The sequence below is a fragment of the Paraburkholderia nodosa genome, assembly GCF_001718195.1.
GTDB classification, from domain to species: Bacteria; Pseudomonadota; Gammaproteobacteria; order Burkholderiales; family Burkholderiaceae; genus Paraburkholderia; species Paraburkholderia nodosa_A.
Genome location: NZ_MCNV01000022.1, coordinates 1 through 21,677 on the forward strand (window position 1 = coordinate 1; position 21,677 = coordinate 21,677).

The following is a 21,677-nucleotide window of genomic DNA, read 5'->3' on the forward strand; positions in this document are numbered from 1 at the left end:
GCGTGCGCGGGGTCTCTGACCGCGCGGGGTCCGGCACTGCCTCGCCATGGCGGCAGCACCAGTGTGGCCTTCGGCGAACTCCCAGCGCCTCGGCACCCCGGTCATCCCGCGACTTTCGCCGTGGGGCATGTATTTCGCGGCTCAATACCCGGCCCACGCGTACCCCTATCAACGCTTCGCCTGCATCCTTGCGGATACACACGCATGACTCGGGGCCGCCGTGGCTGGCTAGGCCTTCAACGTATGACTCTTTCATTCACAACACTCTGCCGGTTTAGACCGGCGCACGGGAGTCGAACATGTCGAAAACGATCTGGATTGTTGTCGCCAACCGTGTGACCGCGCGCATTTTCGCCGCCGAAAGCCCGCTGGGCGCCATCGACGAGGTCGAGACGCTGCTCCATCTGCAAGGCCGCATGTCGGACGAGAACCTCGTGACGGACAAGCCGGGGCGCACCACCGACCGCGTCGGCTTCGGCCGCAGCGCGACCGATCCCGACACCAGCCAGCACGATCACGAAACCGCCGTATTCGCTGCGGAGATCGCGACGACGCTCGCGAAGGCCCGCAACGACGCGCGCTACGGCACGCTCGTCCTCGCGGCGCCGCCCGCGTTCCTCGGCGCGTTGCGCAAGGCGATCGACGCACAAACGCGCAGCCTCGTCACGCTCGAACTCGACAAGGATCTTGCGGCGCTCGACGCACGTGAACTGCGCACGCGCTTGCCTGAGCGGCTCGTGCGGGCCGGGGCGTGAGCCAGCCCGTCAGTCGGTAAAATCCGCGCCGCAAGGCGATATCCGGTGCGTGAGTGAGGATTGCTCCGCTCACCCCGCCAGATGCGCGACGCATGCGCGCACGACGCCGATGACGTTCTCGCCCGCCAGCATGCCGAGCAGCCCGACGAGCGCGATGGTCGGCGGCGCGGGCGATTTCACCTGCAGCACGTTGTAGAGCAGGCCCGCGAGCGCGCCGACCGCGAACGACACCAGATAGCCCTTCATCTTCGTCTCCCGTTCGTCGTTGCGGACTCACGCCATGTCGATCACGACGCGGCCGGGCGTGCCCGCCGCGACCGCCTCGTAGGCTTCGCGTGCCCGCGCGAGCGGAAAGTGCGCAGCCACGACGGGCGGCTCGAACCGGCCCGTGTCGAACGCTTCGGCAATCGCGCGCATGAGCGGTGCGGATTCGGCCACGCCGAGCTTCGCGCTATCGGCGCCGAGCAGCTGCGTCTCGTTGTGATAGAAGTCGATCAGGTCGAACTCCACGCGCCGCTTGCCCGTCGCGCTGATTTCGATCACGCGGCCGCGCCGCTTCGCAAGCGATAGCGCCAGTTCGAACGCTACGCCGCCCACGGCGTCGTAGACCACGTCCGCGCCGTCTGCCCCCGTCAGCTCGCGTACGCGTTCGGCGGTGTGTTCGTTCATCGGCACGAAGGCGTCGATGAGACGCGCCGCCGGCGAACCGGCAAGCGGCGCCTCGCGGCCCACGCCGATCACCCGTGCGCCGCGCGCCTTCGCGATCTGCGTGACCGCGCCGCCCACGCCGCCCGACACGCCGATCACGGCGATTGTTTCGCCCCCGGCGAGGCGCGCGTAATCGACGGTGCCCAGCCACGCTACGACGAAGTTCACGCCAATGGATGCGGCCTGCGCGTGCGAGAGCGCCGCGGGCTTGCGCACGAGCGCAGCCACAGGCACCTCGATGAACTCGGCATGCGTGCCGTCGCGCGTGAAGCCGATGTCGCCGCCCGTGCCCCAGACCTCGGCGCCGAGCCACTCTGCGGGGCCCGCCACCACCACGCCACTGAAGTCGCGCCCCGGGACGCGCGGGGGCACCGTGTGCTCGAAATGGCCGGCGACGTTCTTCACATCGCTCGGGTTGACCGAGGCGGCGCGCACCTGCACGAGCGCGCTGCCGGCCTTTGGCGCGGGCGTGGGCAGATCGAGATACTCGAGCACCTCGGGCTTGCCGAAGGTCCTGAACTGGATGGCTTTCATGGCGGGACTCCGTGCAATCAGTTTTTGCGCAACGCCTTACGCGAACGCGTTATCGAACTGTCAATGTAGTTTGCTGCAGGCCGGTTGTGTGGACAGACGCTTTCGAATTTCGGACAAGGTAACTCTTTAACTAATTGCTGACTTGTGTACGGTCACACACAAAACTACGCACACGCGTGCGTTTTGGCGATGTCAGAATAGCCTCGATCAAACGCAGAGCATCCGTCCAGCCCGCCATTGGCGAACGCGCAGACCGCGCATCCACCATGCAAAAGCTAAAGTCCCTTACCGTGCTGCGCGCTGTTGCAGCGACAACGGTCATCTTCTTTCACATCATGTCGCCGACTGGACATACGCTCGGTGAATTCGGCGTCGACATTTTCTTCGTGATAAGCGGTTTCGTCATCGCCCTCGTGCTGGACAACCCGAATTTGACCACACAGCGCTTCCTCGCGGACCGCATTGCCCGCATCGTGCCGCTGTATTGGGTGCTGACGTTCGGCGTATTCGCCGGGGCACTCATTGCGCCGGAGTTGTTGAATTCGACCACAGCGGACCTCGGGAATCTGCTGAAGTCACTCTTTTTCATTCCCTATCGCAAGGAAAGCGGCCAGATATTCCCGATGTTGTTCGTCGGCTGGACGCTGAACTACGAAATGTTGTTTTACGTGGTCACAGCCGTTTCGTTGATGCTGGTGCGCCGTCGCCGCCTGCTGTTCACTTCTGCGCTGATCCTTGCGATCTTTTGCGCGGCGAAGGCATCGAACTCGCACGGCGTATTCACCGCGTTCTATGCGAATCAGCGTTTATTCGAGTTCCCGCTCGGCTTCATGGCCTACCAGATCTGGAAATCCGGAGTCCGAATCAAGCTGCCGCTCGCGGGGTGCATCGCGGTAGCGGCCTACGCGTGGATGGCCTACATCAACTGGCACAACCTTTCCAACGCACCGCTGCTTTACTACGGCCTGCCGGCTTTCGTACTGATCGGTAGCACACTGAGCCTGGAACCGGCGATGGGCTCGGGCTCGTTGACACGCGCAGCCATATTCATCGGCGATGCGAGCTATGCCATCTATCTGAGCCATCCATACTGTGTGGAAGCTGCGCGCAAGCTGCTGCCGGGCGCTCTCGGCGGCTTTGATCCGACTGCGCCGCTCGGGGTGGTGCTCACGATGATCGTGGCTACGGCGATGGGCGCCGCGCTCTACCAGTTCGTCGACTGGCCGCTGCATAGGCGCGCGCGTCGTCTGTTGCACGCTGTGCCGGCCATACGGTTGCGCAGATCGCGCACTGCCGGCGCGAGCGATGCAGGCACAGGCTTGCAGGAGGAACCGGCCGGCAACTTGCCAGTCAACGAGGACGCTCACTGCTAACTGAACAGCGAAGCGCGCGGGCAGCAAGCGATCAACGACGTTTTCCCGCGCTCCCAGAGGCACTTAGCGGAACTCACGCCACACATATTCAAAGTGCGTCGATCGGAATCTTCAGATACCGCACGCCGTTGGCTTCGGGCTCCGGCAGGCGACCCGCGCGGATATTCACCTGGATCGACGGCAGGATCAGGTTCGGCATGGCGAGCGTGCGGTCGCGCGCTGTGCGCATCTGCACGAACGCCTCTTCGCTCACGGTTTCGTTCAGGTGGACGTTGCCGCTGCGCTGCGCGCTCACCGTGGTCTCGAAACACGGCCCGCGCGATGCCGGCGGGTAGTCGTGGCACATGAAGAGCCGCGTGTCGCCGGGCAGGTCGAGCAGCTTGCGCGCCGAACGGTAAAGCGTGTGCGCGTCGCCGCCCGGAAAGTCGCAGCGCGCCGAGCCCACGTCGGGCATGAAAAGCGTGTCGCCCACGAACACGGCGTTGCCGATCTGATACGCGAGATCGGCAGGCGTGTGGCCGGGCACGTGCAGCGCGCGCGCCTCCAAAGCGCCGACCTGGAACGTCTCGCCGTCCTGGAACAGCACGTCGAACTGACTGCCGTCCGGGCTGAGCGTCTCGGCGAGATTGAACACCGCGCTAAATACACGCTGCACGTCGCGAATGTGCTCGCCAATGGCAATGTGCCCGCCCAACTGCACCTTCAGATACGGTGCCGCCGAGAGATGATCGGCATGCGCGTGCGTTTCCAGCAGCCACTCGACGTGAAGCTCGTAGTCGCGCACGAACGCGATCACGCGATCGGCCGATTCCGTGGAGGTGCGGCCCGATTTCGGATCGTAGTCGAGCACCGGGTCGACGATCGCGCAGGCGCTGCCGCGCCCGGCGTGCACGACGTAGGTGACCGTGGCCGTGACGGGGTCGAAAAAGGGCTCGACGGTGGGCTCGGGTGTGGGTAGCTGGGCAGGGTGGGACATCAACGACTCCGCAAAGATGACCCTCTATTGAAACACATATTATAAATTTATATAATGTTTTTAGACAAAGTATAATCTGGCGCATTGACTTGCAACCTCGTCCCACGAGGCGACCCATGAACTCACCACTCACTCCCGAAGCGCTCGCGGCCCTGCGCGAATCCGCCGAAAAGTGCTGCGCGCTACTCAAGGCGCTTGCCCACGAAGACCGTCTCCTGCTGCTTTGCCAGCTCACCGAAGGCGAGCGCAACGTCGGCGAGCTCGAAGAACTGGTGGGCGTGCATCAGCCGAGCCTTTCGCAGCATCTCGGCAAGCTGCGCGACGAAGGCCTCGTCGATACGCGCCGCGAAGGCAAATACATCTACTACCGCCTCGCGAGCCCCGAAGTCATTCAGGTCATGCAGACGCTCTCGAGCCTCTATTGCGGGCGGCTCAAGGTCCATCCGGCATGAGTCTCGACCTCGCTCACTTCACGCCCTACGCCTCGTTCGCGGGCGGCCTCATGATCGGCGCGGCGGCCGCGCTTTTCGTGCTCGTGAACGGGCGCATCGCCGGGATCAGCGGCTTGCTCGGTGGGTTGCTGCCGGGCTCGGGCGGCGAGCGCGGCGTGAATACCGCGTTCGTCATCGGCCTCATCGCCGCCCCGTTGCTGTGGCGGCTGCGCGTGACGCTTCCGGTCACGCAGATCGATGCGTCCACGCTCACGCTCGTCGTGGCGGGCCTGCTGGTCGGCATCGGCACCCGTTACGGTTCGGGCTGCACGAGCGGCCACGGCGTGTGCGGGATCGCGCGCGGCTCGCGCCGATCGTTCGTCGCCACGGGCGCGTTCATGGCGGCGGGCTTCGCCACCGTGTTCGCCGTGCGTCACCTGATCGGAGGCTGAGATGCGAAAACTCAGCGCATTCGCGTGCGGTCTGCTGTTCGGCATCGGCTTGCTCGTCTCGGGCATGGCCAACCCGGCCAAGGTGCTCGGCTTTCTCGATCTCGCCGGAAATTGGGACCCGTCGCTTGCCTTCGTGATGGCGGGCGCCATCGCCCTCGCCGCGCCCGCCTTCTGGCTCGCGCGCCGGCGTGCGTCGAGCCTCGCTGGCGCCCCGATTCAGCTGCCCACGTCGCGTCGAATTGATGGCCGACTGGTTGGCGGCGCCTTGCTGTTCGGCGCGGGCTGGGGGCTCGCGGGCTTTTGCCCCGGCCCCGCGCTCGTCGCCGCGGGCGGCGGCCAGCCGCGCGCCTGGCTCTTCGTCGCCGCCATGCTCGCGGGCATGGCAATTTTCGCCGTGCTGGAGCAGCGCCGCCGCTCGCAAGAAGCCGCATCGATCCATACCAAACCGCAATAAAAGCAGCACTACGCCGCACCAGCCTCGGGACCAAAACGACATGCAAATCACACAACACGACGCGCGCTTCGGGAGCGCCGACCAGATCACGCCCGACGACCTCGCCGCCATCCAGGCGGCGGGCTATCGCTCGATCATCTGCAACCGGCCCGATGGCGAGGGCGGCGACTCGCAACCCACGTCGCAGGCGCTGCGCGCCGCGGCCTCGCAGCTCGGTCTGCAGTTCGCGTATCTGCCGGTAACGCCCGGCCAGATCACCGCCGAAGACGCTGCGCGCTTCGCCCAGCTGCTGATCGACCTGCCCGGCCCCGCGCTCGCGTATTGCCGCAGCGGCAACCGCGCCACGAGCCTCTATCGGCTCGCGCAGCAAGGCGCGCCCACCCAGGCCGCGCAAGCCGCGAATGCCGCGCGTGCCGCGACGGCGGCCTGCGCGTGGGAAGGCGAAACCTGGGACGTCGTCGTGATCGGCGGCGGCACGGCGGGCATCGCCGTCACGGCGAGCCTGTTGCGCCGCGAGCCGAGCCTGAAGATCGCCATCGTCGAGCCGAGCGATCACCACGACTATCAGCCCGCGTGGACGCTGGTCGGCGGCGGTGCATACGACGTGACGAAAACGCGCCGGCCCATGGCGAGCGTCATCCCCGCCGGCGTGAAGTGGTTCCGCGCGGCCGCCACGCGCGTCGAGCCGGATGCGAACGTCGTGCAGCTCGACAGCGGCGTGCGCGTGGCCTACCGCCAGCTCATCGTCGCGCCGGGACTGCGGCTCGCGTGGGAGCGCATTGCGGGCCTCACGGAAACGCTCGGCAAGAACGGCGTGACCTCGAACTATCGCTATGACCTCGCGCCCTACACCTGGCAGCTCGTGCAGCAGATGAAGAGCGGCACCGCGCTCTTCAGCCAGCCCGGCATGCCGATCAAGTGCGCTGGCGCGCCGCAAAAGGCCATGTACCTCGCGTGCGACCACTGGCGACGCCAGGGTGTACTCGGCCAGGTCAACGTGGAGTTCAATCTCGCGGGCGCCGTGCTATTCGGCGTGGCGACCTTCGTGCCGCCGCTCATGGAGTACGTGAAGCGCTACAACGCGAACCTCGCGTTCTCGTCGAATCTCGTGGCCGTAGACGGCCCCGCGCGTATCGCCACCTTCGAGGTCAAAGACGCGAACGGCAATGCCACGCGTGTCGAGAAGCGCTTCGACATGCTGCACGCCGTGCCGCCGCAGGTCGCGCCCGACTTCATCCGCGACAGCCAGCTCGCCGACGAAGCCGGCTGGTGCGAGGTGGATCACGCCACGCTCCAGCATCCGCGCTATCCGAACGTGTTCTCGCTCGGCGACGTGTGCTCGGCACCGAACGCCAAGACCGGCGCGGCCGCGCGCAAGCAGGCCGTGATCGTGGCCGAGAACCTGCTCGCCGCGCGTGCGGGCGCACCGCTGGCGTATCGCTATGACGGTTACGGCTCGTGCCCGCTCACCGTGGAGAAGGGCAAAGTCGTGCTGGCCGAGTTCGGTTATGGCGGGCGTCTCTTGCCTACCTTCCCGCTCGACCCCACGCGCCCGCGCCGCCTCATGTGGCTGCTCAAGGCGAGCGTGCTGCCGAGCTTCTACTGGTGGGGCATGCTCAAGGGCCGCGAGTGGCTCACGCGGGCTGCGCGCGGCTGATGAACCTCGAGGGCCAAGGCGCGCTTAGCCCTCGAAATCGAGCCCGCCTAGCAGCACCTCGGGCTCGCCTTGCGTGCGCGAAGCAAAATCGACAGAGCGCGCCGACTCCCATGACGCAAGCTTGCGCCCGGTCGCTTCGAGGTAGTGCTCGAAGCGCGCTTCGCCGCCGGGCTCCATGAGGCGCTCGATCTCCTCGGTGTCCCAGGTCAGCGAGACGTTCAGCGGATACACATACGGATGCCGGTGCTCGTTCGCGACGCCGCGCAGGCGCACGCGCGTAGGGTGGCCGTGCCCGGCGTTGGGCACGACATCGACGTGCACCGAAGGGCCGAACTGTTTCGCCAGCTTCGCCGCAATGCGCGGTGCGAATTCTTCCTCGAACCGGCGGACGGCTTCGATACTCATGCGCGGGGCACTCCACTGAGGATTGGCCAAGGGTTAAGGCACTGCCGGTCGCCGCTGACTCGCGCATCCGATTCACACCAATCCGACGCTACGACCGTGCGGCCATCGTGCTGGCATCCTACCGCGCCGCCGGCAGGTCAGCCAATGCCCGACAGGGCAGCACCACTCAGCCCCTCACGCCGCGCGGCGCTCCCGTTCAGCCACGAGACTGCGCACGCCTTCGAGCGAATACACGCCGAGCGCAAGCCAGATCGCGCCGTAACCCACGGCGCGCACCGCGCCGAACGGCTCTCCGTAAATGAGCACGCCGGTGAGCAACTGCAGCGTGGGCGTGACGTACTGGATCAGCCCGAGCATCGACAGCGGAATGCGCCGCGCGGCCGCGCCGAAGAGAAGCAGCGGGACCGCCGTGATCGGGCCGGAGGCCGCGAGCAGCAGCTGCAGCCCGCGCGAGGCATGCGTGAAGTGGCTCGCGCCGGCGAGACCCACGATCGTCAGATAAACGACCGCAACGGGAAAGAGCAGCACGGTTTCGAGCGCGAGGCCTTCGAGCGCGCCGAGCTGCGCGGTCTTGCGCAAAAGCCCGTAGCCGCCGAAGGTCACGGCGAGCGCAAGACTGATCCAGGGCGGTGCACCGTTCTGCCAGGTGAGCCACACGACGCCCGCGGTGGCCAGCGCCACAGCGGCCCATTGCAGTGGGCGCAGGCGTTCGCGCAGGAACGCATAGCCGAACAACACGTTGATGAGCGGGTTGATGAAGTAGCCGAGGCTCGCCTCGACGATGTGCCCGGCATTGACGGACCAGATATAGATGCCCCAGTTGGCCGAGAGCAGCACGGCGCTCGCCACGAAGCGCCCGAGCAGGCGACGGTCATGCAGCGTGGGCCCAAGCCATCGCCAGTGACGGCGCACGACGAGCACGGCGATCACGAACACGAGCGACCACGCCATGCGGTGCGCGAGCATTTCGAGTGCGGGGATCTGGTGCAGCGTCTTGAAGTAGATGGGGAAGAGCCCCCAGAGAACGAATGCAGCGAACGCGTAGAGGATGCCGGGATTCATGTCGGATTCTGGTTATGGTGGCGCCAGTGCTGCGCAGCGCTGTTCGGCACGTGCCTGCGCGCGAAGGACGCTCACGGCACGTGAAGTTGCGAGCCGGCATCTGGCCCGCATCCTGCCAGCGGGACGGAGTCAAGGTAATTGAAAGCCAGGCGCAACGCGTCCGATTTCGCTTAACCCAGCGCCAAGCCGCCGGTTTTGCGACAATAGCGGATTTTCGCCGCCAGCCCTGGCCGTTGTCCAGCCTGACGCGCCGCTTACGGCGCGCGCTGTTCTCGACACGGCAGGCGACGGCGTAGCCCCCTGAACCGGCCTCTTCGCGCGCGATGTCCTTCCCCCATATCGATCTGCTGTATTCGCTGTCCGGCCTGTTCGTCGGATTTCTGGTCGGCCTGACCGGCGTGGGTGGCGGCTCGCTGATGACGCCGATCCTGGTCCTCGTCTTCAACGTGCACCCGGCCACGGCAGTCGGCACCGACCTGCTCTATGCGGCCGCGACGAAGTCCGCGGGCACGCTCGTGCACGGGCTCAAGGGTTCGGTGGACTGGCGGGTGACGCTGCGGCTCGCGGCCGGCAGCGTGCCCGCCGCGACGATCACGCTGATCCTGCTGCACCGCTATGGCATGGACACGCCGCGCGCGGGGCATCTGATCCAGGCCGTGCTGGGGGCGGCGCTGCTCATTACGGCCGTCGCGCTCATTTTCCGCCCGCAGCTCGCCGCGTTCGCCTCGCGCCACCGGCATGAGCCGGGCGAAGCGCGCACGCTCTTTTTCACGATCCTCACGGGCGCGGTGCTCGGCGCGCTCGTCTCGCTCACCTCGGTGGGCGCGGGCGCCATCGGCGTGACTGTACTGCTCCTGCTCTATCCCGCGCTGCCCACGGTGCGCATCGTCGGCTCCGATGTCGCGCACGCCGTGCCGCTCACGCTCCTCGCGGGCGCCGGCCACTGGCTGCTCGGTTCGATCGACTGGCACATGCTGCTTTCGCTCCTGTGCGGCTCGCTGCCCGGCATCGCGATCGGTAGCCTGCTGTCCACCAAGGCTCCCGAAAAGCTGCTGCGCGTGCTGCTCGCCGCGACGCTCTCGCTCGTGGGCGTGCGGCTCGTGCTCTCCTGAATGCGGCACACGCCGCGCCCGCCGCGCACCTCGCGCACGCTCAGGCGTGGGGCGCCTGGCGGAAAAATCTCCCGTTGAGATCGACCTCGAACTGGCGCAGCCACTGGCCGCGGGCGTCGATGCGGTAAGCCTGCGCCCAGGCGCCGCGCCGCACGATCAGCATGTCGCCATGTTCCGGGTCGTTGGGATCGGCTTCGCCGCGAATGTCGAACTGCATGGGCGCAAAGCCGTGCCGCGCACAGGCCAGTTCGAAGGCCGCCCGGTCGACGAGCGGCAAGTCGGTGTAGGTGTGAATGGTCATGGCGATTTCCTGCTTTCCAGCGATGAGGCCGCGCTCGACCTCGGGAAAGACGCGCGATACAGCCACGGTATACCCCCAACGGCGGGAAGACTGTGTGTCAAACTACACTTTGGCGGCTGCAGTGCAACATGACGCAATCGCATGCGCGGAGCGATCCGCGCAACGGGTTCACGTGCGACGCGTACAAGCCGACGGCTTCGAGCGGCAACAGCCCCAGACGCACGCCAACCGTGCGCTTGCCCAACCTCCGAGCATAAAAAAAGCCCGGCCTGTCGAGGCCGGGCTTTTTGCTGCTACATGACCGCAGACGCCCCGTTTCCCGGGCGTGCGCTGCGTTTATTGCTCCACTCTGACCGTCAGCTTGTTCGAGACCGACGTCACGCCAGGCACACCCTTCGCGACTTCTCCAGCCTTGTCGATTTGGCCCTGATCCGGCACCGTGCCGGTCAGCGTGACAGCGCCACCGTGCGAGCGCACGTTGAGCTTGGAAACGTCGAGGCCTTGGGTCTTCGAGAGCGCCTTGCGCACCGTGTAGCCCAGCTTGCGGTCGGCCTTCTTGGCCGAGGTGGCCGGAGCGGCCGTGGTGGCGGCGGGAGCACTTGCCGACTCGTCCTGCGCGTACGACGCGCTGCAAGCTACCGACAGGCACAGCGCCACGCCCAGCGTCTTCAGAATAGCGACCGATTTCATATTTTCTCCTTGTGTCTTCGCGTTGTTGCGGGTTGTTGTCTGCAATAGGACCGCCTGCCTTGCCGGAGGACGGCTCGGAGGCCGCCCGTCAGCCATGGTCTGACGGCTGTTACCACTACCGATGGCCGTGCACAGCGCGCAATGCGCGTGTGCACGGCCAGGGTCTGGACGCGATGCGAGAGGCAAAAGGATGAAAGGACGTCGAATTACACCCGCCGGAACAGGTCTGCGCCCGTTTCCTGTTGTTTTGAATTGATGCTCGCGCGAGCCCGCTCGTTCAACTTCTCCACCCCTCCCGGGCCCCGGCGCGCCTTGCGAAGCGCAGCAGGCGAACCACAATTTAGCCTGGCTGTGGCGCAAGCGCAAAGAGTTTAGCTCAGGCGCATGCGGCATGCGCTTAAGCTGTTCCGCGAGGCACGCGGGCATGCCGCCGCAACGCCGAATCTCATGTACCATCGGCACCACAGAGCCCGCGCGGCGCGCGCGCCTGAGCCGACCCGGCGCCAGCGCCGGACCCGACGCGGACCCGACCCGCACTCCCCCGAACTACCCGAGGCCCGCCCCACCCCGATGAAGTCCCGCACCGGCCGCAAACCTCCTCCCCGTCTCGTCGCGCGCTTCGTGGCGATCTCGTGGCGCGACCTGGCTGTCACGTTCGGTCCCATCCTGCTCGTGAGCGCGGCGGCCATCTGGCTCGCGGTGCGTCTCATCCAGCCCGCGCCGCCCAGCACGCTGACCATGAGCGCCGGGCCCAAAGGCAGCACCTTCTGGAACGCCGCGGAAAAGTACAAGGCCATCCTCGCGCGCAACAACATCACGCTGAACGTGCTCGAATCGGAGGGCTCGGCGCAGAACCTGCAGCGTCTCGCCGACCCGAAGTCGAACGTCGACGTCGCGTTCGTGCAGGACGGTCTCGCGAGCAAGGTGCCAGGCGGCCTCGTGTCGCTCGGCAGCGTGGCTTACGTGCCGCTCGTGGTGTTCTATCACGGCCCCGTCGCCACGCGGCTCTCGCAGTTCGAAGGCCAGCGCATCGCCATCGGCGCCGAGGGCAGCGGCACGCGCGAGCTCGCGCTCACGCTGCTCAAGGCGAACGGCATCGAGCCCGGCGGCCCGACCAGGCTTTTGCCGCTTTCCGGCGACGACGCCGCGCGCGAACTCGTGGCCGGCAAGATCGACGTCGCGATTCTCGCGGGCGACTCCGCGCAGCCGCCCGTCATGGGCCGCCTCATGCGCATGCCGGGCGTGCGCTTCTTCGACTTCGTCCAGGCCGACGCCTACGCGCGGCGCTTTCCGTTCCTCACGGCCATCACGATCCCGATGGGCGCGTTCGACTTCGGCCGCAACCTGCCGGCAGCGCCCCTGCATTTCATCGCGCCGACGGCAGAACTGGTCGCGCGCGACTCACTGCATCCCGCGCTCTCCGACCTCCTGATCGAAGCGGCCAAGGAGGTGCATGGCCGCTCCACGTTGCTGCAACGCGCCGGCGAATTCCCCGCGCCGCGCGCCCAGGACTTCCCGATCAGCGCCGACGCCGCGCGCTACTACAAGTCGGGCAAGAGCTTCCTCTACCGCGTGCTGCCCTTCTGGGTGGCGAGCCTCGCCGACCGGCTCGTCGTGCTGCTCGTGCCGATCATCGTCGTGCTGATTCCGGGCCTGCGGATCGTGCCTTCGCTCTACGCCTGGCGGGTAAAATCGCGCATCTACCGCTGGTACGGCTCGCTCATCGCACTCGAGCGCGCCGCGATGGCCGACAACTCGCCCACCGAGCGCCGGGCGTTGATCCGCCAGCTCGACAAGATCGAGGAATCGGTGAACGGCATGAAAATGCCGCTCGCCTACGCGGAGCAGTTCTACGTGCTGCGCGAGCATATCGGCTTCGTGCGCGCGCGGCTGTCCGGCACGCGCGAAGCGCCGGACGCAGGCGTTGGGGCAGAAGAAGAGCAGACAGCGGAAAGCGCAGAAGAGGCAGAGGCGCCGGAAGGCGGCAGCAACGACGCAGGCACAGCGGGTACAGAGGCGAGCCATGCAAACGAAAGCGGCGGCAATGAAACAGGCGAGCGCACGCATTAGCGCCGCTGCACGCATTTTGAACCGAACAATGGGCCATGCAAGCAATGGCCCGGATATCGCCCTGGAGAGGAGAAACAGCATGATCGACGGCATCGACGCCAGCCAGCCGGCCTGGTTCTACGACTTCGTGTCGCCGTTTTCGTATCTGTTGCTGGAGCAGCAAAACAAGTGGCCCGGCTTCGATTTCGTGCCGACGCCGGTGCTGCTTTCCGAGCTATACCGCCACTGGGGCCAGCCGTTCGGCTCCGCGGTCCCGGCCAAGCGCGTGTTCACGTACCGGCACGCGCTCTTTCGCGCCGAGCAACTCGGCATTCCGTTCAAGATGCCGCCCGCTCATCCGTTCGACTCGGTCAGGCCGATGCTGCTCGCCATTGCGGCGGGCGGCGAGTTCGCGTGCGTGCGCGAGATCTTCCGCTTCATCTGGCGCGAGGGGCGCGACCCGTCGAGCGACGAGGGCTTCGAGCAGCTTTGCGAGCGCGTGGGCATTCCGCACGGCGAGTCGCTGATCGAGGAAGAAGTCGTGCGCGCGCAGTTGCGCCGCAACACCAACGACGCGATCGCGATGGGCGTATTCGGCGTGCCGACGTTCTGGATGAACAAGCAGCTCTTCTGGGGCGAAGACGCCTTGCCGATGGTGCTCTACTGCGCACGCAGCCCGAACTGGCTCGACTCGCGCGAGGTCAAGCGCATCAGCACGCTGCCTTCGGGGCTCGCGAAACCGGTTACCGAGTGACGGGCTGCGCGCCGCGGAACCATCCAACGCGTGCCCTTCTGATGCCGGTCATGCCGCGCACCCTATGGCGGTGGCGCGCGAGCAGGCATATGGTTATGGCTGAATCCGTGCGCGCAACGCTATGCGTCGTCGCGCACGCGCCCTTGCCCGCCACACCCATGGACGACGATAACGCCCTCACCCTCGACATCTGGCTGGTGCGCGTGCTGCGCACCCTGCTGGTCGAGCGCAGCGTCACACAGGCCGCGCTGCGCCTGAACCAGACCCAGCCTGCCGTCAGCACGGCATTGCGTCGGCTGCGCGAGATCCTGGGCGATCCGATCCTCGTGCGCGGCAAGGCCGGCATGGTGCCGACCGAGTACGGCGAGTCGCTGCTGCAGCACGCGCAGCGCATACTGCGCGACGTGGAGTTCGTGGCCACGCCGCACGGCGACTTCGACCCGGAACGCTCGAAGCGCACGTTCCGCCTTGCCGCCCCCGACTACCTCAACGACTTCTTCATGCCGACGCTGATCGCGCGCTTTCGCGAGACGGCGCCGGCGGCGCGGCTGGAGATCCTCTCACTCTCGCCCACGCTCGATCATCACGGCGCGCTGGACGCGGGCGAACTCGACATCGTGATCGGCAACTGGCCGAAGCCCGAGGCGCGTTTCGCGCGCAGCGACCTATTCTCCGACAAGGTCGTCTGCATGATGCGCGCGGACCATCCACTCGCGCGCCGCGAACTCACGCGCGACGCCTATCTCGCAGCTCCCCATCTCGCACCCACACCCTATACGGGCTCCCATGCGAGCGCGATCGATCTGGGGTTTGCGAAGGCGAAAGCCGAGCGCCGCATCGTCGCGACGCTGCCCTACTTCGGGCTCGTGCCGCAGGTCTTGCTGCAATCGGATCTGATCTTCACGACGACGCGGCGCTTCGCGCAGCACTACGCGAGGCTCTTGCCCATCGCCGTCGTCGAGACGCCGTTCGCGTTTCCGCGTATTCACTGCTATCAGATGTGGCATCCGCAGCCGGACAGGCCGAGCGATGTCGGATGGCTGCGCGGATTGATCGAAGAGGTGTCGGGATCGTTGACCGCTGAGCGCGGGACGAAGCGTGCCGCGACGAAGAAGGCCGCGAGCGCGAAGAGCGAAGCGACGCCCACGCCGCCGCTCGAAGCTGCCTGAAATAACGCAAAGCGATAACGCAAAGCGAACGCAAACGGGCGCCCTCATCATCGAGGCGCGCCCGTTTCGCTTGTATGGCGCGTGGAATCAGGCGCGCTCGAGCGCGACCGTTCTCACCACCGCCGGGCGCTGCACCACCCGCATCTGCATGAGTTGCGCGGCGACCGCCACCGCAATCGACGCAGGCGCCTTGTCGACGATCCCCGTCACGCCGATCGGGCACGTCATCTCGTCCATGCGCTCGGCTTCCACGCCGCGCTCCATGAGCCGCCGCTCGAACTTCACGCGCTTCGTTTTCGAGCCGATGAGGCCAAACCACGCGAAATCGCGCCGCCGCATGATGCGCTCGCTCAACTCGAAGTCGAGCGCGTGATTGTGCGTCATCACGAGGAAGTACGCGCCCGCCGGCGCTTCGTCGACGATGGCCGCCGGCGTGTCCGTCGCTTCGATCTGCACGTTGGCGGGCACCTCGTCGGGGAACAGCTCGTCGCGCTCGTCCACCCACTGCACCACGCACGGCAGCATACCGAGCAGCGTGACGAGCGCATGGCCCACGTGGCCCGCGCCGAACAGCACGATGTGCATCGGCCCGTAGTGCGGCACCGGCGTGCTGCGGCGGCCGATGATCACGCGCCCGGTTTCGTCGACGCGCACGCAATGCTGAGGATGACGATTCATTTTGCAGCCCCCTCGCGCGCCATCGCCCGCACCGCGCGCACGCCCTTCAGGATTTGCTCGGCGGTGGCCGGCGCATTCATAGGCGGATTGAAGCGGTAATCGGCCACGCTCGCCACGGCGTCACGAATCGCGAAGAACACTGAGAACGGCAGCAACAGCGGCGGCTCGCCCACGGCCTTCGAGCGGTGGATGCTGTCTTGCGCGTTGCGGTTCTTGAAGAGCCGCACGTTGAATTCCGCTGGCGTGTCGTTTACGGTCGGGATCTTGTAGGTGGACGGCGCGTGCGTCATGAGCTTGCCGTCCGGCTTCCACCACAGTTCTTCCGTGGTGAGCCATCCCATGCCCTGAATGAAGCCGCCTTCCACCTGGCCCACGTCGAGCGCCGGATTCAGCGACGCGCCCACGTCGTGCAGCGCATCGGCGCGCAGCACGCGCATTTCGCCCGTGAGCGTGTCGATGACGACTTCCGACACCGCCGCGCCATACGAGTAGTAGTAGAACGGCCGCCCGCGCAGCGTGGCCTGATCCCAGTACAGCTTGGGCGTGGTGTAGAAACCATCGGACCAGAGCTGGACGCGCGCGAGATAGGCCTTCGACACCAACGTCTCGAACGGCACGATCGTCTCGCCCACGATCACGGAGTCGTTGGCAAAGCCCACGTCCGCGGCGCTGATTTCGCCCTTGCCGTAGGTCGTCGCCGCCAGCGCGGCGAGGCGCTCGCGCAACTGACGTGCGGCGTCCTGCGCCGCCTTGCCGTTCAGGTCGGTGCCGGTCGATGCCGCCGTGGCGGACGTGTTCGCGACCTTGCTCGTGTCTGTGGCGGTCACGCGCACACGGCCGAACTCGATGCCCAGTTCGTGCGCCACCACCTGCGCGACCTTCGTGTTCAGGCCCTGGCCCATTTCGGTGCCGCCGTGGTTCACGAGCACCGAGCCGTCGGTGTAGATGTGAACGAGCGCGCCCGCCTGGTTGAAGTGCGTGACGTTGAACGCAATGCCGAACTTGACCGGCGTGAGCGCAATGCCCTTCTTGAGCACATCGTTGCTCGCGTTGAATTCGCGAATCGCGGCGCGGCGCGCGCGATAGCCGCTCGTTTCCACCAGATCGTCGATCAGCTCGTGAATGACGTTGTCCTCGACGACCTGGCCATAGGGCGTCTCGTTGTTCTGCGTCTTGCCGTAGAGATTGCGGCGGCGCACATCGAGCGAATCGAGGCCGAGCGTGCGCGCCACATCGTCCATGATGTACTCGATCGCGAACGCGCCCTGCGGGCCGCCGAAGCCGCGAAACGCCGTGTTCGACTGCGTGTTGGTCTTGCCGCAGAAACCGGCGATCGACACGTCGGGCAGCCAGTAGGCGTTGTCGAAGTGGCAAACCGCGCGCGTCATCACCGGGCCGGACAGGTCCGCGGAAAAGCCGCAGCGCGAGGTCATGTCGACCGACACGCCTTCGATCGTGCCCTGATCGTCGTAGCCCACTTCGTACGTGTAGTGGAAATCGTGGCGCTTGCCCGTGACCATCATGTCGTCGTCGCGGTCGGGGCGCAGCTTCACGGGGCACAGGAGCTTCCAGGCGGCGAGCGCCGCGCAGCAGGCAAAGAGGCCCGACTGCGATTCCTTGCCGCCGAAGCCGCCGCCCATACGGCGGCATTCCACGAGCACGTTGTGCGAGGCGACGCCCAGCACATGCGCGACGAGGTGCTGCATCTCGCTCGGGTGCTGCGTGGAGCACCACACGTGCATGCCATCGTCGTCCTTCGGCACCGCGTAGGCAATCTGGCCTTCGAGGTAGAACTGCTCCTGGCCGCCCAGCAGCATCTCGCCTTCATGCCGATGCGCGGCGCGTGCCGCGCGCGTGAACGCCTCGCCGCGCGCAAGCTTCATCGGCGGCAGCACCGACTGCTGCGCGGCGCGCGCCTGTTGCGCCGTGAGCACGGCGGGCAGCTCTTCGTACTGCACCTCGGCGCGGCGGGCGGCGAGGCGCGCCGTATCGTGCGACGCCGCCACCACGATGAACATGGGCTGGCCCACGTACTGCACGACGCCGTCGGCGAGCACCGGATCGTCGTGGATGATCGGGCCGCAGTCGTTCACGCCGGGAATGTCCTCGGCGGTGAGCACCGCTACGACGCCCGGCGTCGCGCGCACCTTCGCGAGGTTCATCGACACGATGCGGGCGTGCGGCTTCTGCGAAAGCCCGAGGGCGGCGTGCAGCGTGCCGGCCACGACCGGAATGTCGTCGGTATAGGTGGCGCGGCCGCTCACGTGCAGATGCGCGGATTCGTGCGGGCGCGAGACGTGCACTTGCGCGAAGGGCTCGCGTGCCTTGAGTTCGTCCAGGAACGGTTCGGCTTGCTGGTTCATTGCTTCGTTCTCCGTATGTCTTTTCCGTTTCCTGAATGTCTCAAGCGGTTTCTGCGGCGACGTTGCGCACATTGAGCGCTTGCGGCGCGAGCGGGTTGTGCGGACGCGTTTCGAGCCAGAAACGGTACAGCGTATTCTTCGCGGCTTCGAGGCGGTAGTCGCTCGTCGCGCGCATGTCGGATAGCGGCGCGTAGTCCTTGCCGAGCGCGATCATCGCGGCCTGGGCGGTGGCTTCGTGCCACTGCGCATCGGCCAGCACGCCTTCCGCGTGAGTCGCGCGCTTTGGCGTCGCGGCCATGCCGCCGAACGCAATGCGCGGCTCGCGGATCACGTCGCCATCGGCGATATAGGCGTAGGCGGCGCACACGGCCGAGATGTCCGAGTCGAAGCGCTTCGAGACCTTGTAGGTGCGAAATCGCAGGTTCGCGCGCGCGCCGGTGCGCGTGGGCACCTTGAGCGCGAGCACGAACTCGTGCTCGGCCATGTCCTTCTTCTGATAGGCGAGGTAGAGGTCTTCGAGCGGCATTTCGCGCTCGATCTCGCCGCCGCGCAGCACCACGCGCGCGCCGAGCGCGATGAGCCCGGGCATCGAGTCGCCGATGGGCGAGCCGTTCGCGACGTTGCCGCCGATCGTCCCCGCGTTGCGGATCGGCAGCGAGGCGAAGCGCTGCCACATCTCTTCGAGTTCCGGGTAATGCTTTGCGAGTGCCGCATAGCCGCGCTCGACGGTTACGCCCGCGCCGATCTCGATCCAGTCGTCGCTCACGTCGATGCGGCGCATCGCGTCGACCTGGCCCACGTAGACGATGTCGCCAAGTTCGCGCATCTGCTTCGTGACCCACAGGCCGATGTCGGTGCTGCCCGCGAGAATGCGCGTGTTGGGGCGCGCGGCCTTGATGGCGGCGAGCGCATCGACGGTACGCGGCGCGTCGTACTGCTGGCCGCGGCTCTCGTAGTGGAAGGTGTCCTTGCGCTCGATCGTGGCGAGCGTCTGGGCGAGCGCCTTCACGTCGACGGGCTGCTTCGGCGCATCGGCCTTGAACATCTGCTCGGCGGCGTCGAGGATCGGCCGGTAGCCCGTGCAGCGGCACAGGTTGCCCGTGAGCGCATTGGCGATCTCGTCGCGCGAAGGCACGCTGCACGCGCCCTTCGTGGCACAGGCGTGGTTGGGCTGGCCCGCGTGCTCGTGGCCATGCTTCTCGTAGAGCGCCCACATCGACATCACGAAGCCCGGCGTGCAAAAACCGCACTGCGAGCCGTGGCAGTCGACCATGGCCTGCTGCACGGGGTGCAGCGAGCCGTCGGGCTGGCGCAGGTCTTCGACGGTGAAGAGCGCGCGGCCGTCGAGCGTCGGCAGGAACTGGATGCAGGCGTTGACGGCCTTGAAGCTCACGCCGCCCGCCTCGTTGCGCTCGCCCACCACGACCGTGCAGGCGCCACAGTCGCCTTCGGCGCAGCCTTCCTTGGTGCCGGTGCAGCGCGCGTCTTCGCGCAGGTACTGGAGAACGGTGCGGGTGACGCCCGCGTCGCTGATTTCGCGAATCGCGTTGCGGTGGTAAAAGCGGATCGGCTGGCTCATGGTTTCTGGCTCGTCGTTGGATGCGGCTCGCAAAAGGCGTATGCCGCTCGAGTGGACGGTTCGAAAACTATCACTGCCAATATTGGCAACCCATAGCTACAGGAGCATGGGGGATATATCGTTGAGTCGATAAATCGGTGTGCTGCAGCGAGGCTGTGCTTATGTCGAAGCGTCTCGATTGCGCGATTTCAGGGCCAATTTGCGAATATCGGACATATTCGACTGGCTATTAACCCGTTCCGATGCTGATTTCCCCGCCCGCGCGGTCGGGCCAAGGCGCCGCTGCAACGCGAATTGCCGCCAACGTCGCGCAAAATCGCGGGATCTTCGCAGCTGGGTTCCCGGTTGCAAAAGGCCGTCATCAGCGCAGAAAACGCGTGTTCCGCGCGCCGGAACAGCTTTTCAGTTTCTGCATAAAAACCGGTTCCATGGGAGAATCACGCCTTTCCCGCCGTTTTCCATCCGCATTTTCCCCATGTCCGCTGATTTGGCGCCCCCGCGCAAAGCCGCGTCGACGACCCTGCAGATCATTCCGGTCGTCTTTTTCACCTTCCTCTGCTACCTGACGATCGGCATTCCGCTCGCCGTGCTGCCGGGCTACGTGCACAACGACCTCGGCTTCAGCACCGTGGTGGCGGGCGCCGCCATCAGCGTGCAGTACATCGCGACGCTCTGCTCACGCGCGCTCGCGGGCCGCTCGGCGGATACGCTCGGCCCCAAGAAAACCGTGACGATCGGCCTGACGATCTGCGGCTCGAGCGGCGTGCTGCTGCTGCTCGGCACGCTCGTCGATCACTGGCCCGGCCTCTCGCTCGCGCTGCTGGTGGTGAGCCGCCTGTTGCTCGGCTGCGGCGAAAGCCTGTGCGGCACCGGCGCGATCCTCTGGGGCATCGGCCGCGTGGGCACCGCGCACAACGCGAAGGTGATCTCGTGGAACGGCATCGCCACCTATGGCGCACTCGCGATCGGCGCGCCGCTGGGCGTCGTGATGGCGCACGCGCTCGGCTACTGGATGCTCGGCATTTCGGTCATCGCGATGGCCGCGCTCGGCTTCTGGCTCGCACGGCCCATCGCGCCGGTGCCGGTCGTGCACGGCGAGCGCATGTCGTACCGCAGCGTGTTCACGCGCGTGCTGCCGCACGGCATCGGCCTCGCGCTCGGCTCGGCGGGCTTCGGCTCCATCGCGACCTTCATCACGCTGTTCTACGCCGCGCGCCACTGGCCCAACGCCGCGTTCACGCTCACGGTGTTCGGTCTGATGTTCATCGGCGCGCGTCTGTTGTTCGCCAATACCATCAAGCGCTTCGGCGGCTTCCGCGTCGCCATCGTCTCGTTCTCGTGCGAATGCGCGGGCCTCTTGCTGCTGTGGCTCGCGCCCACGCCGCAAGTCGCGCTCGCGGGCGCGGCGCTCACCGGCTTCGGCTTCGCACTCGTGTTCCCGGCGCTCGGCGTCGAGGCGGTCGGGCTCGTGCCGCCCGCCAGCCGCGGCGCGGCGCTCTCGGCCTACTCCGTGTTCCTCGATCTCTCGCTGGGCATTACCGGCCCGCTCGCAGGCTACGTGGCGAATCTGTTCGGCTATGGGTCGGTGTTTCTTTTCGCCGCGATCGCCGCAGCGTCCGCCGTGGCGCTTTCGGTTTCGCTTCATCGCAAGAGCGTGCGCGCGCACGCGGGACAAGATACGCAAAGCACGAGCAACGCAAACCCCGCCGCGGGGAATAAGTCGTAGGCGCGCGGCGTTAGTTACTATGTCGATGCCAGCGTTCGCGACAAGCCGCGCGACGCGTCCGCAATGCACCCGCAGGTCGGCGTCGTTGGCAATAGCGCGGCTAATGCTTCGCCGGATGCCCCTGCGCGGGACTTCCTGCGAGCTTACCCAGGAGGAAATCATCATGAAGCGATTCAGGATGGTTCTTGCGTGTCTCGTCTGCCTCGGCATGGCCGCGGTTTCGGGGTCCGTTGCCGCGAGTGGCGATATGAATCAAGGCGGTAACGGCGCGTCGAGCAGTTCAACCAACTCTTCAGGCGGTGGCTATTGAGCACCGCAAGCCGCATTGCGCGGTACGTCGCCGGGCGCAAACTTCCTGGCCCACAAGGCACGCCGGACTGAAAAGTCGTTCGCGTTCCGGTCCGGCGCGCGGATTGTGTGATTGCCCAGGAACTTCCGGGAAACCCGAA

21 protein-coding genes are annotated in these 21,677 nt (G+C 66.5%); 11 read left to right on the forward strand and 10 right to left on the reverse strand.

The annotated features are described in order from the left end of the window. Positions 1-299 precede the first annotated feature (299 nt). Positions 300-755: a host attachment protein gene (locus BFD71_RS28840; RefSeq protein ID WP_069267726.1), complete on the forward strand. Its 456-nt coding sequence runs from the start codon at positions 300-302 to the stop codon at positions 753-755. A gap of 69 nt (positions 756-824) precedes the next feature. On the opposite strand, the gene BFD71_RS28845 is transcribed toward BFD71_RS28840, so the two are convergent. Beyond that, positions 825-1,001: a DUF1427 family protein gene (locus BFD71_RS28845; RefSeq protein WP_035512139.1), complete on the reverse strand. Its 177-nt coding sequence runs from the start codon at positions 999-1,001 to the stop codon at positions 825-827. Positions 1,002-1,028: 27 nt separating this feature from the next. Continuing rightward, positions 1,029-1,997 carry a quinone oxidoreductase family protein gene (locus BFD71_RS28850; RefSeq protein WP_069267727.1) on the reverse strand — a complete coding sequence of 323 codons (969 nt, stop codon included), beginning with the start codon at positions 1,995-1,997 and terminating at the stop codon, positions 1,029-1,031. Positions 1,998-2,173: 176 nt separating this feature from the next. Here BFD71_RS28850 and BFD71_RS28855 point away from each other — a divergent pair, with 176 nt between their 5' ends. Further along, positions 2,174-3,370, forward strand: a complete 1,197-nt coding sequence (locus BFD71_RS28855; RefSeq protein ID WP_256094963.1) for an acyltransferase family protein — start codon at positions 2,174-2,176, stop codon at positions 3,368-3,370. Positions 3,371-3,458: 88 nt separating this feature from the next. Here the strand turns inward: BFD71_RS28855 and BFD71_RS28860 are convergent, their stop codons facing one another. After that, complete coding sequence (locus BFD71_RS28860; protein ID WP_069267729.1) at positions 3,459-4,346, reverse strand: MBL fold metallo-hydrolase; 888 nt, start codon at positions 4,344-4,346, stop codon at positions 3,459-3,461. 116 nt (positions 4,347-4,462) lie between these two features. Here BFD71_RS28860 and BFD71_RS28865 point away from each other — a divergent pair, with 116 nt between their 5' ends. The 4 genes from BFD71_RS28865 to BFD71_RS28880 are packed head-to-tail and all read left to right on the forward strand — an operon-like array spanning position 4,463 to position 7,340. Next, positions 4,463-4,798, forward strand: coding sequence for an ArsR/SmtB family transcription factor (locus BFD71_RS28865; RefSeq protein ID WP_028202089.1), 336 nt, complete (start codon positions 4,463-4,465; stop codon positions 4,796-4,798). Next, positions 4,795-5,229 carry a YeeE/YedE family protein gene (locus tag BFD71_RS28870; RefSeq protein WP_069267730.1) on the forward strand — a complete coding sequence of 145 codons (435 nt, stop codon included), beginning with the start codon at positions 4,795-4,797 and terminating at the stop codon, positions 5,227-5,229. Before BFD71_RS28865 ends, BFD71_RS28870 begins: the two co-directional genes overlap by 4 nt. A gap of 1 nt (position 5,230) precedes the next feature. Further along, positions 5,231-5,683, forward strand: a complete 453-nt coding sequence (locus BFD71_RS28875; RefSeq protein ID WP_069267731.1) for a YeeE/YedE family protein — start codon at positions 5,231-5,233, stop codon at positions 5,681-5,683. A gap of 40 nt (positions 5,684-5,723) precedes the next feature. Beyond that, complete coding sequence (locus tag BFD71_RS28880) at positions 5,724-7,340, forward strand: bifunctional protein tyrosine phosphatase family protein/NAD(P)/FAD-dependent oxidoreductase (RefSeq protein WP_083245528.1); 1,617 nt, start codon at positions 5,724-5,726, stop codon at positions 7,338-7,340. 24 nt (positions 7,341-7,364) lie between these two features. On the opposite strand, the gene BFD71_RS28885 is transcribed toward BFD71_RS28880, so the two are convergent. Next, complete coding sequence (locus BFD71_RS28885) at positions 7,365-7,745, reverse strand: DUF5594 family protein (RefSeq protein ID WP_069267732.1); 381 nt, start codon at positions 7,743-7,745, stop codon at positions 7,365-7,367. Between the two features lie 174 nt (positions 7,746-7,919). Further along, positions 7,920-8,807, reverse strand: a complete 888-nt coding sequence (gene rarD, locus BFD71_RS28890) for an EamA family transporter RarD (protein WP_069267733.1) — start codon at positions 8,805-8,807, stop codon at positions 7,920-7,922. 323 nt (positions 8,808-9,130) lie between these two features. Here rarD and BFD71_RS28895 point away from each other — a divergent pair, with 323 nt between their 5' ends. Next, positions 9,131-9,919, forward strand: a complete 789-nt coding sequence (locus tag BFD71_RS28895) for a sulfite exporter TauE/SafE family protein (protein ID WP_069267734.1) — start codon at positions 9,131-9,133, stop codon at positions 9,917-9,919. A 40-nt stretch (positions 9,920-9,959) separates the two neighbouring features. Here BFD71_RS28895 and BFD71_RS28900 read toward each other — a convergent pair whose 3' ends face one another. Both BFD71_RS28900 and BFD71_RS28905 read right to left on the reverse strand, forming a co-directional pair. Then, complete coding sequence (locus BFD71_RS28900; RefSeq protein ID WP_069267822.1) at positions 9,960-10,220, reverse strand: hypothetical protein; 261 nt, start codon at positions 10,218-10,220, stop codon at positions 9,960-9,962. A gap of 336 nt (positions 10,221-10,556) precedes the next feature. Then, the gene (locus BFD71_RS28905; RefSeq protein ID WP_069267735.1) at positions 10,557-10,910 is read right to left on the reverse strand and encodes a BON domain-containing protein; all 354 of its coding nucleotides are present in this window, start codon (positions 10,908-10,910) and stop codon (positions 10,557-10,559) included. 570 nt (positions 10,911-11,480) lie between these two features. Here BFD71_RS28905 and BFD71_RS28910 point away from each other — a divergent pair. The 3 genes from BFD71_RS28910 to BFD71_RS28920 all read left to right on the forward strand — a co-directional run bounded on the left by BFD71_RS28910 (position 11,481) and on the right by BFD71_RS28920 (position 14,882). Further along, positions 11,481-12,980 carry a TAXI family TRAP transporter solute-binding subunit gene (locus tag BFD71_RS28910; RefSeq protein ID WP_069267736.1) on the forward strand — a complete coding sequence of 500 codons (1,500 nt, stop codon included), beginning with the start codon at positions 11,481-11,483 and terminating at the stop codon, positions 12,978-12,980. Positions 12,981-13,059: 79 nt separating this feature from the next. Further along, positions 13,060-13,713, forward strand: coding sequence for a 2-hydroxychromene-2-carboxylate isomerase (locus BFD71_RS28915; RefSeq protein WP_069267737.1), 654 nt, complete (start codon positions 13,060-13,062; stop codon positions 13,711-13,713). A gap of 158 nt (positions 13,714-13,871) precedes the next feature. Then, on the forward strand, positions 13,872-14,882 hold the full coding sequence (locus tag BFD71_RS28920; RefSeq protein WP_069267823.1) for a LysR family transcriptional regulator: 1,011 nt from the start codon (positions 13,872-13,874) through the stop codon (positions 14,880-14,882). Positions 14,883-14,969: 87 nt separating this feature from the next. Here the strand turns inward: BFD71_RS28920 and xdhC are convergent, their stop codons facing one another. Genes xdhC through xdhA form a run of 3 tightly spaced genes read right to left on the reverse strand, consistent with a single transcriptional unit; the run spans position 14,970 to position 19,502 of the window. After that, complete coding sequence (gene xdhC / locus BFD71_RS28925; RefSeq protein ID WP_069267738.1) at positions 14,970-15,560, reverse strand: xanthine dehydrogenase accessory protein XdhC; 591 nt, start codon at positions 15,558-15,560, stop codon at positions 14,970-14,972. After that, positions 15,557-17,923, reverse strand: a complete 2,367-nt coding sequence (gene xdhB / locus BFD71_RS28930; protein ID WP_069267739.1) for a xanthine dehydrogenase molybdopterin binding subunit — start codon at positions 17,921-17,923, stop codon at positions 15,557-15,559. Before xdhB ends, xdhC begins: the two co-directional genes overlap by 4 nt. Before the next feature lie 40 nt (positions 17,924-17,963). Next, on the reverse strand, positions 17,964-19,502 hold the full coding sequence (gene xdhA, locus BFD71_RS28935; protein ID WP_069267740.1) for a xanthine dehydrogenase small subunit: 1,539 nt from the start codon (positions 19,500-19,502) through the stop codon (positions 17,964-17,966). Positions 19,503-19,977: 475 nt separating this feature from the next. Here xdhA and BFD71_RS28940 point away from each other — a divergent pair, with 475 nt between their 5' ends. Beyond that, complete coding sequence (locus BFD71_RS28940; RefSeq protein WP_083245529.1) at positions 19,978-21,228, forward strand: MFS transporter; 1,251 nt, start codon at positions 19,978-19,980, stop codon at positions 21,226-21,228. Positions 21,229-21,677: the final 449 nt, after the last annotated feature.

Excerpts from the sequence above, each read along its gene's own strand:
- BFD71_RS28840 (WP_069267726.1), top strand. The coding sequence starts at position 300 with ATGTCGAAAACGATCTGGATTGTTGTCGCCAACCGTGTGACCGCGCGC.
- BFD71_RS28845 (WP_035512139.1), bottom strand. The coding sequence starts at position 1,001 with ATGAAGGGCTATCTGGTGTCGTTCGCGGTCGGCGCGCTCGCGGGCCTG.
- BFD71_RS28850 (WP_069267727.1), bottom strand. The coding sequence starts at position 1,997 with ATGAAAGCCATCCAGTTCAGGACCTTCGGCAAGCCCGAGGTGCTCGAG.
- BFD71_RS28860 (WP_069267729.1), bottom strand. The coding sequence starts at position 4,346 with ATGTCCCACCCTGCCCAGCTACCCACACCCGAGCCCACCGTCGAGCCC.
- BFD71_RS28865 (WP_028202089.1), top strand. The coding sequence starts at position 4,463 with ATGAACTCACCACTCACTCCCGAAGCGCTCGCGGCCCTGCGCGAATCC.
- BFD71_RS28870 (WP_069267730.1), top strand. The coding sequence starts at position 4,795 with ATGAGTCTCGACCTCGCTCACTTCACGCCCTACGCCTCGTTCGCGGGC.
- BFD71_RS28875 (WP_069267731.1), top strand. The coding sequence starts at position 5,231 with ATGCGAAAACTCAGCGCATTCGCGTGCGGTCTGCTGTTCGGCATCGGC.
- BFD71_RS28880 (WP_083245528.1), top strand. The coding sequence starts at position 5,724 with ATGCAAATCACACAACACGACGCGCGCTTCGGGAGCGCCGACCAGATC.
- BFD71_RS28885 (WP_069267732.1), bottom strand. The coding sequence starts at position 7,745 with ATGAGTATCGAAGCCGTCCGCCGGTTCGAGGAAGAATTCGCACCGCGC.
- rarD (WP_069267733.1), bottom strand. The coding sequence starts at position 8,807 with ATGAATCCCGGCATCCTCTACGCGTTCGCTGCATTCGTTCTCTGGGGG.
- BFD71_RS28895 (WP_069267734.1), top strand. The coding sequence starts at position 9,131 with ATGTCCTTCCCCCATATCGATCTGCTGTATTCGCTGTCCGGCCTGTTC.
- BFD71_RS28900 (WP_069267822.1), bottom strand. The coding sequence starts at position 10,220 with ATGACCATTCACACCTACACCGACTTGCCGCTCGTCGACCGGGCGGCC.
- BFD71_RS28905 (WP_069267735.1), bottom strand. The coding sequence starts at position 10,910 with ATGAAATCGGTCGCTATTCTGAAGACGCTGGGCGTGGCGCTGTGCCTG.
- BFD71_RS28910 (WP_069267736.1), top strand. The coding sequence starts at position 11,481 with ATGAAGTCCCGCACCGGCCGCAAACCTCCTCCCCGTCTCGTCGCGCGC.
- BFD71_RS28915 (WP_069267737.1), top strand. The coding sequence starts at position 13,060 with ATGATCGACGGCATCGACGCCAGCCAGCCGGCCTGGTTCTACGACTTC.
- BFD71_RS28920 (WP_069267823.1), top strand. The coding sequence starts at position 13,872 with ATGGACGACGATAACGCCCTCACCCTCGACATCTGGCTGGTGCGCGTG.
- xdhC (WP_069267738.1), bottom strand. The coding sequence starts at position 15,560 with ATGAATCGTCATCCTCAGCATTGCGTGCGCGTCGACGAAACCGGGCGC.
- xdhB (WP_069267739.1), bottom strand. The coding sequence starts at position 17,923 with ATGAACCAGCAAGCCGAACCGTTCCTGGACGAACTCAAGGCACGCGAG.
- xdhA (WP_069267740.1), bottom strand. The coding sequence starts at position 19,502 with ATGAGCCAGCCGATCCGCTTTTACCACCGCAACGCGATTCGCGAAATC.
- BFD71_RS28940 (WP_083245529.1), top strand. The coding sequence starts at position 19,978 with ATGTCCGCTGATTTGGCGCCCCCGCGCAAAGCCGCGTCGACGACCCTG.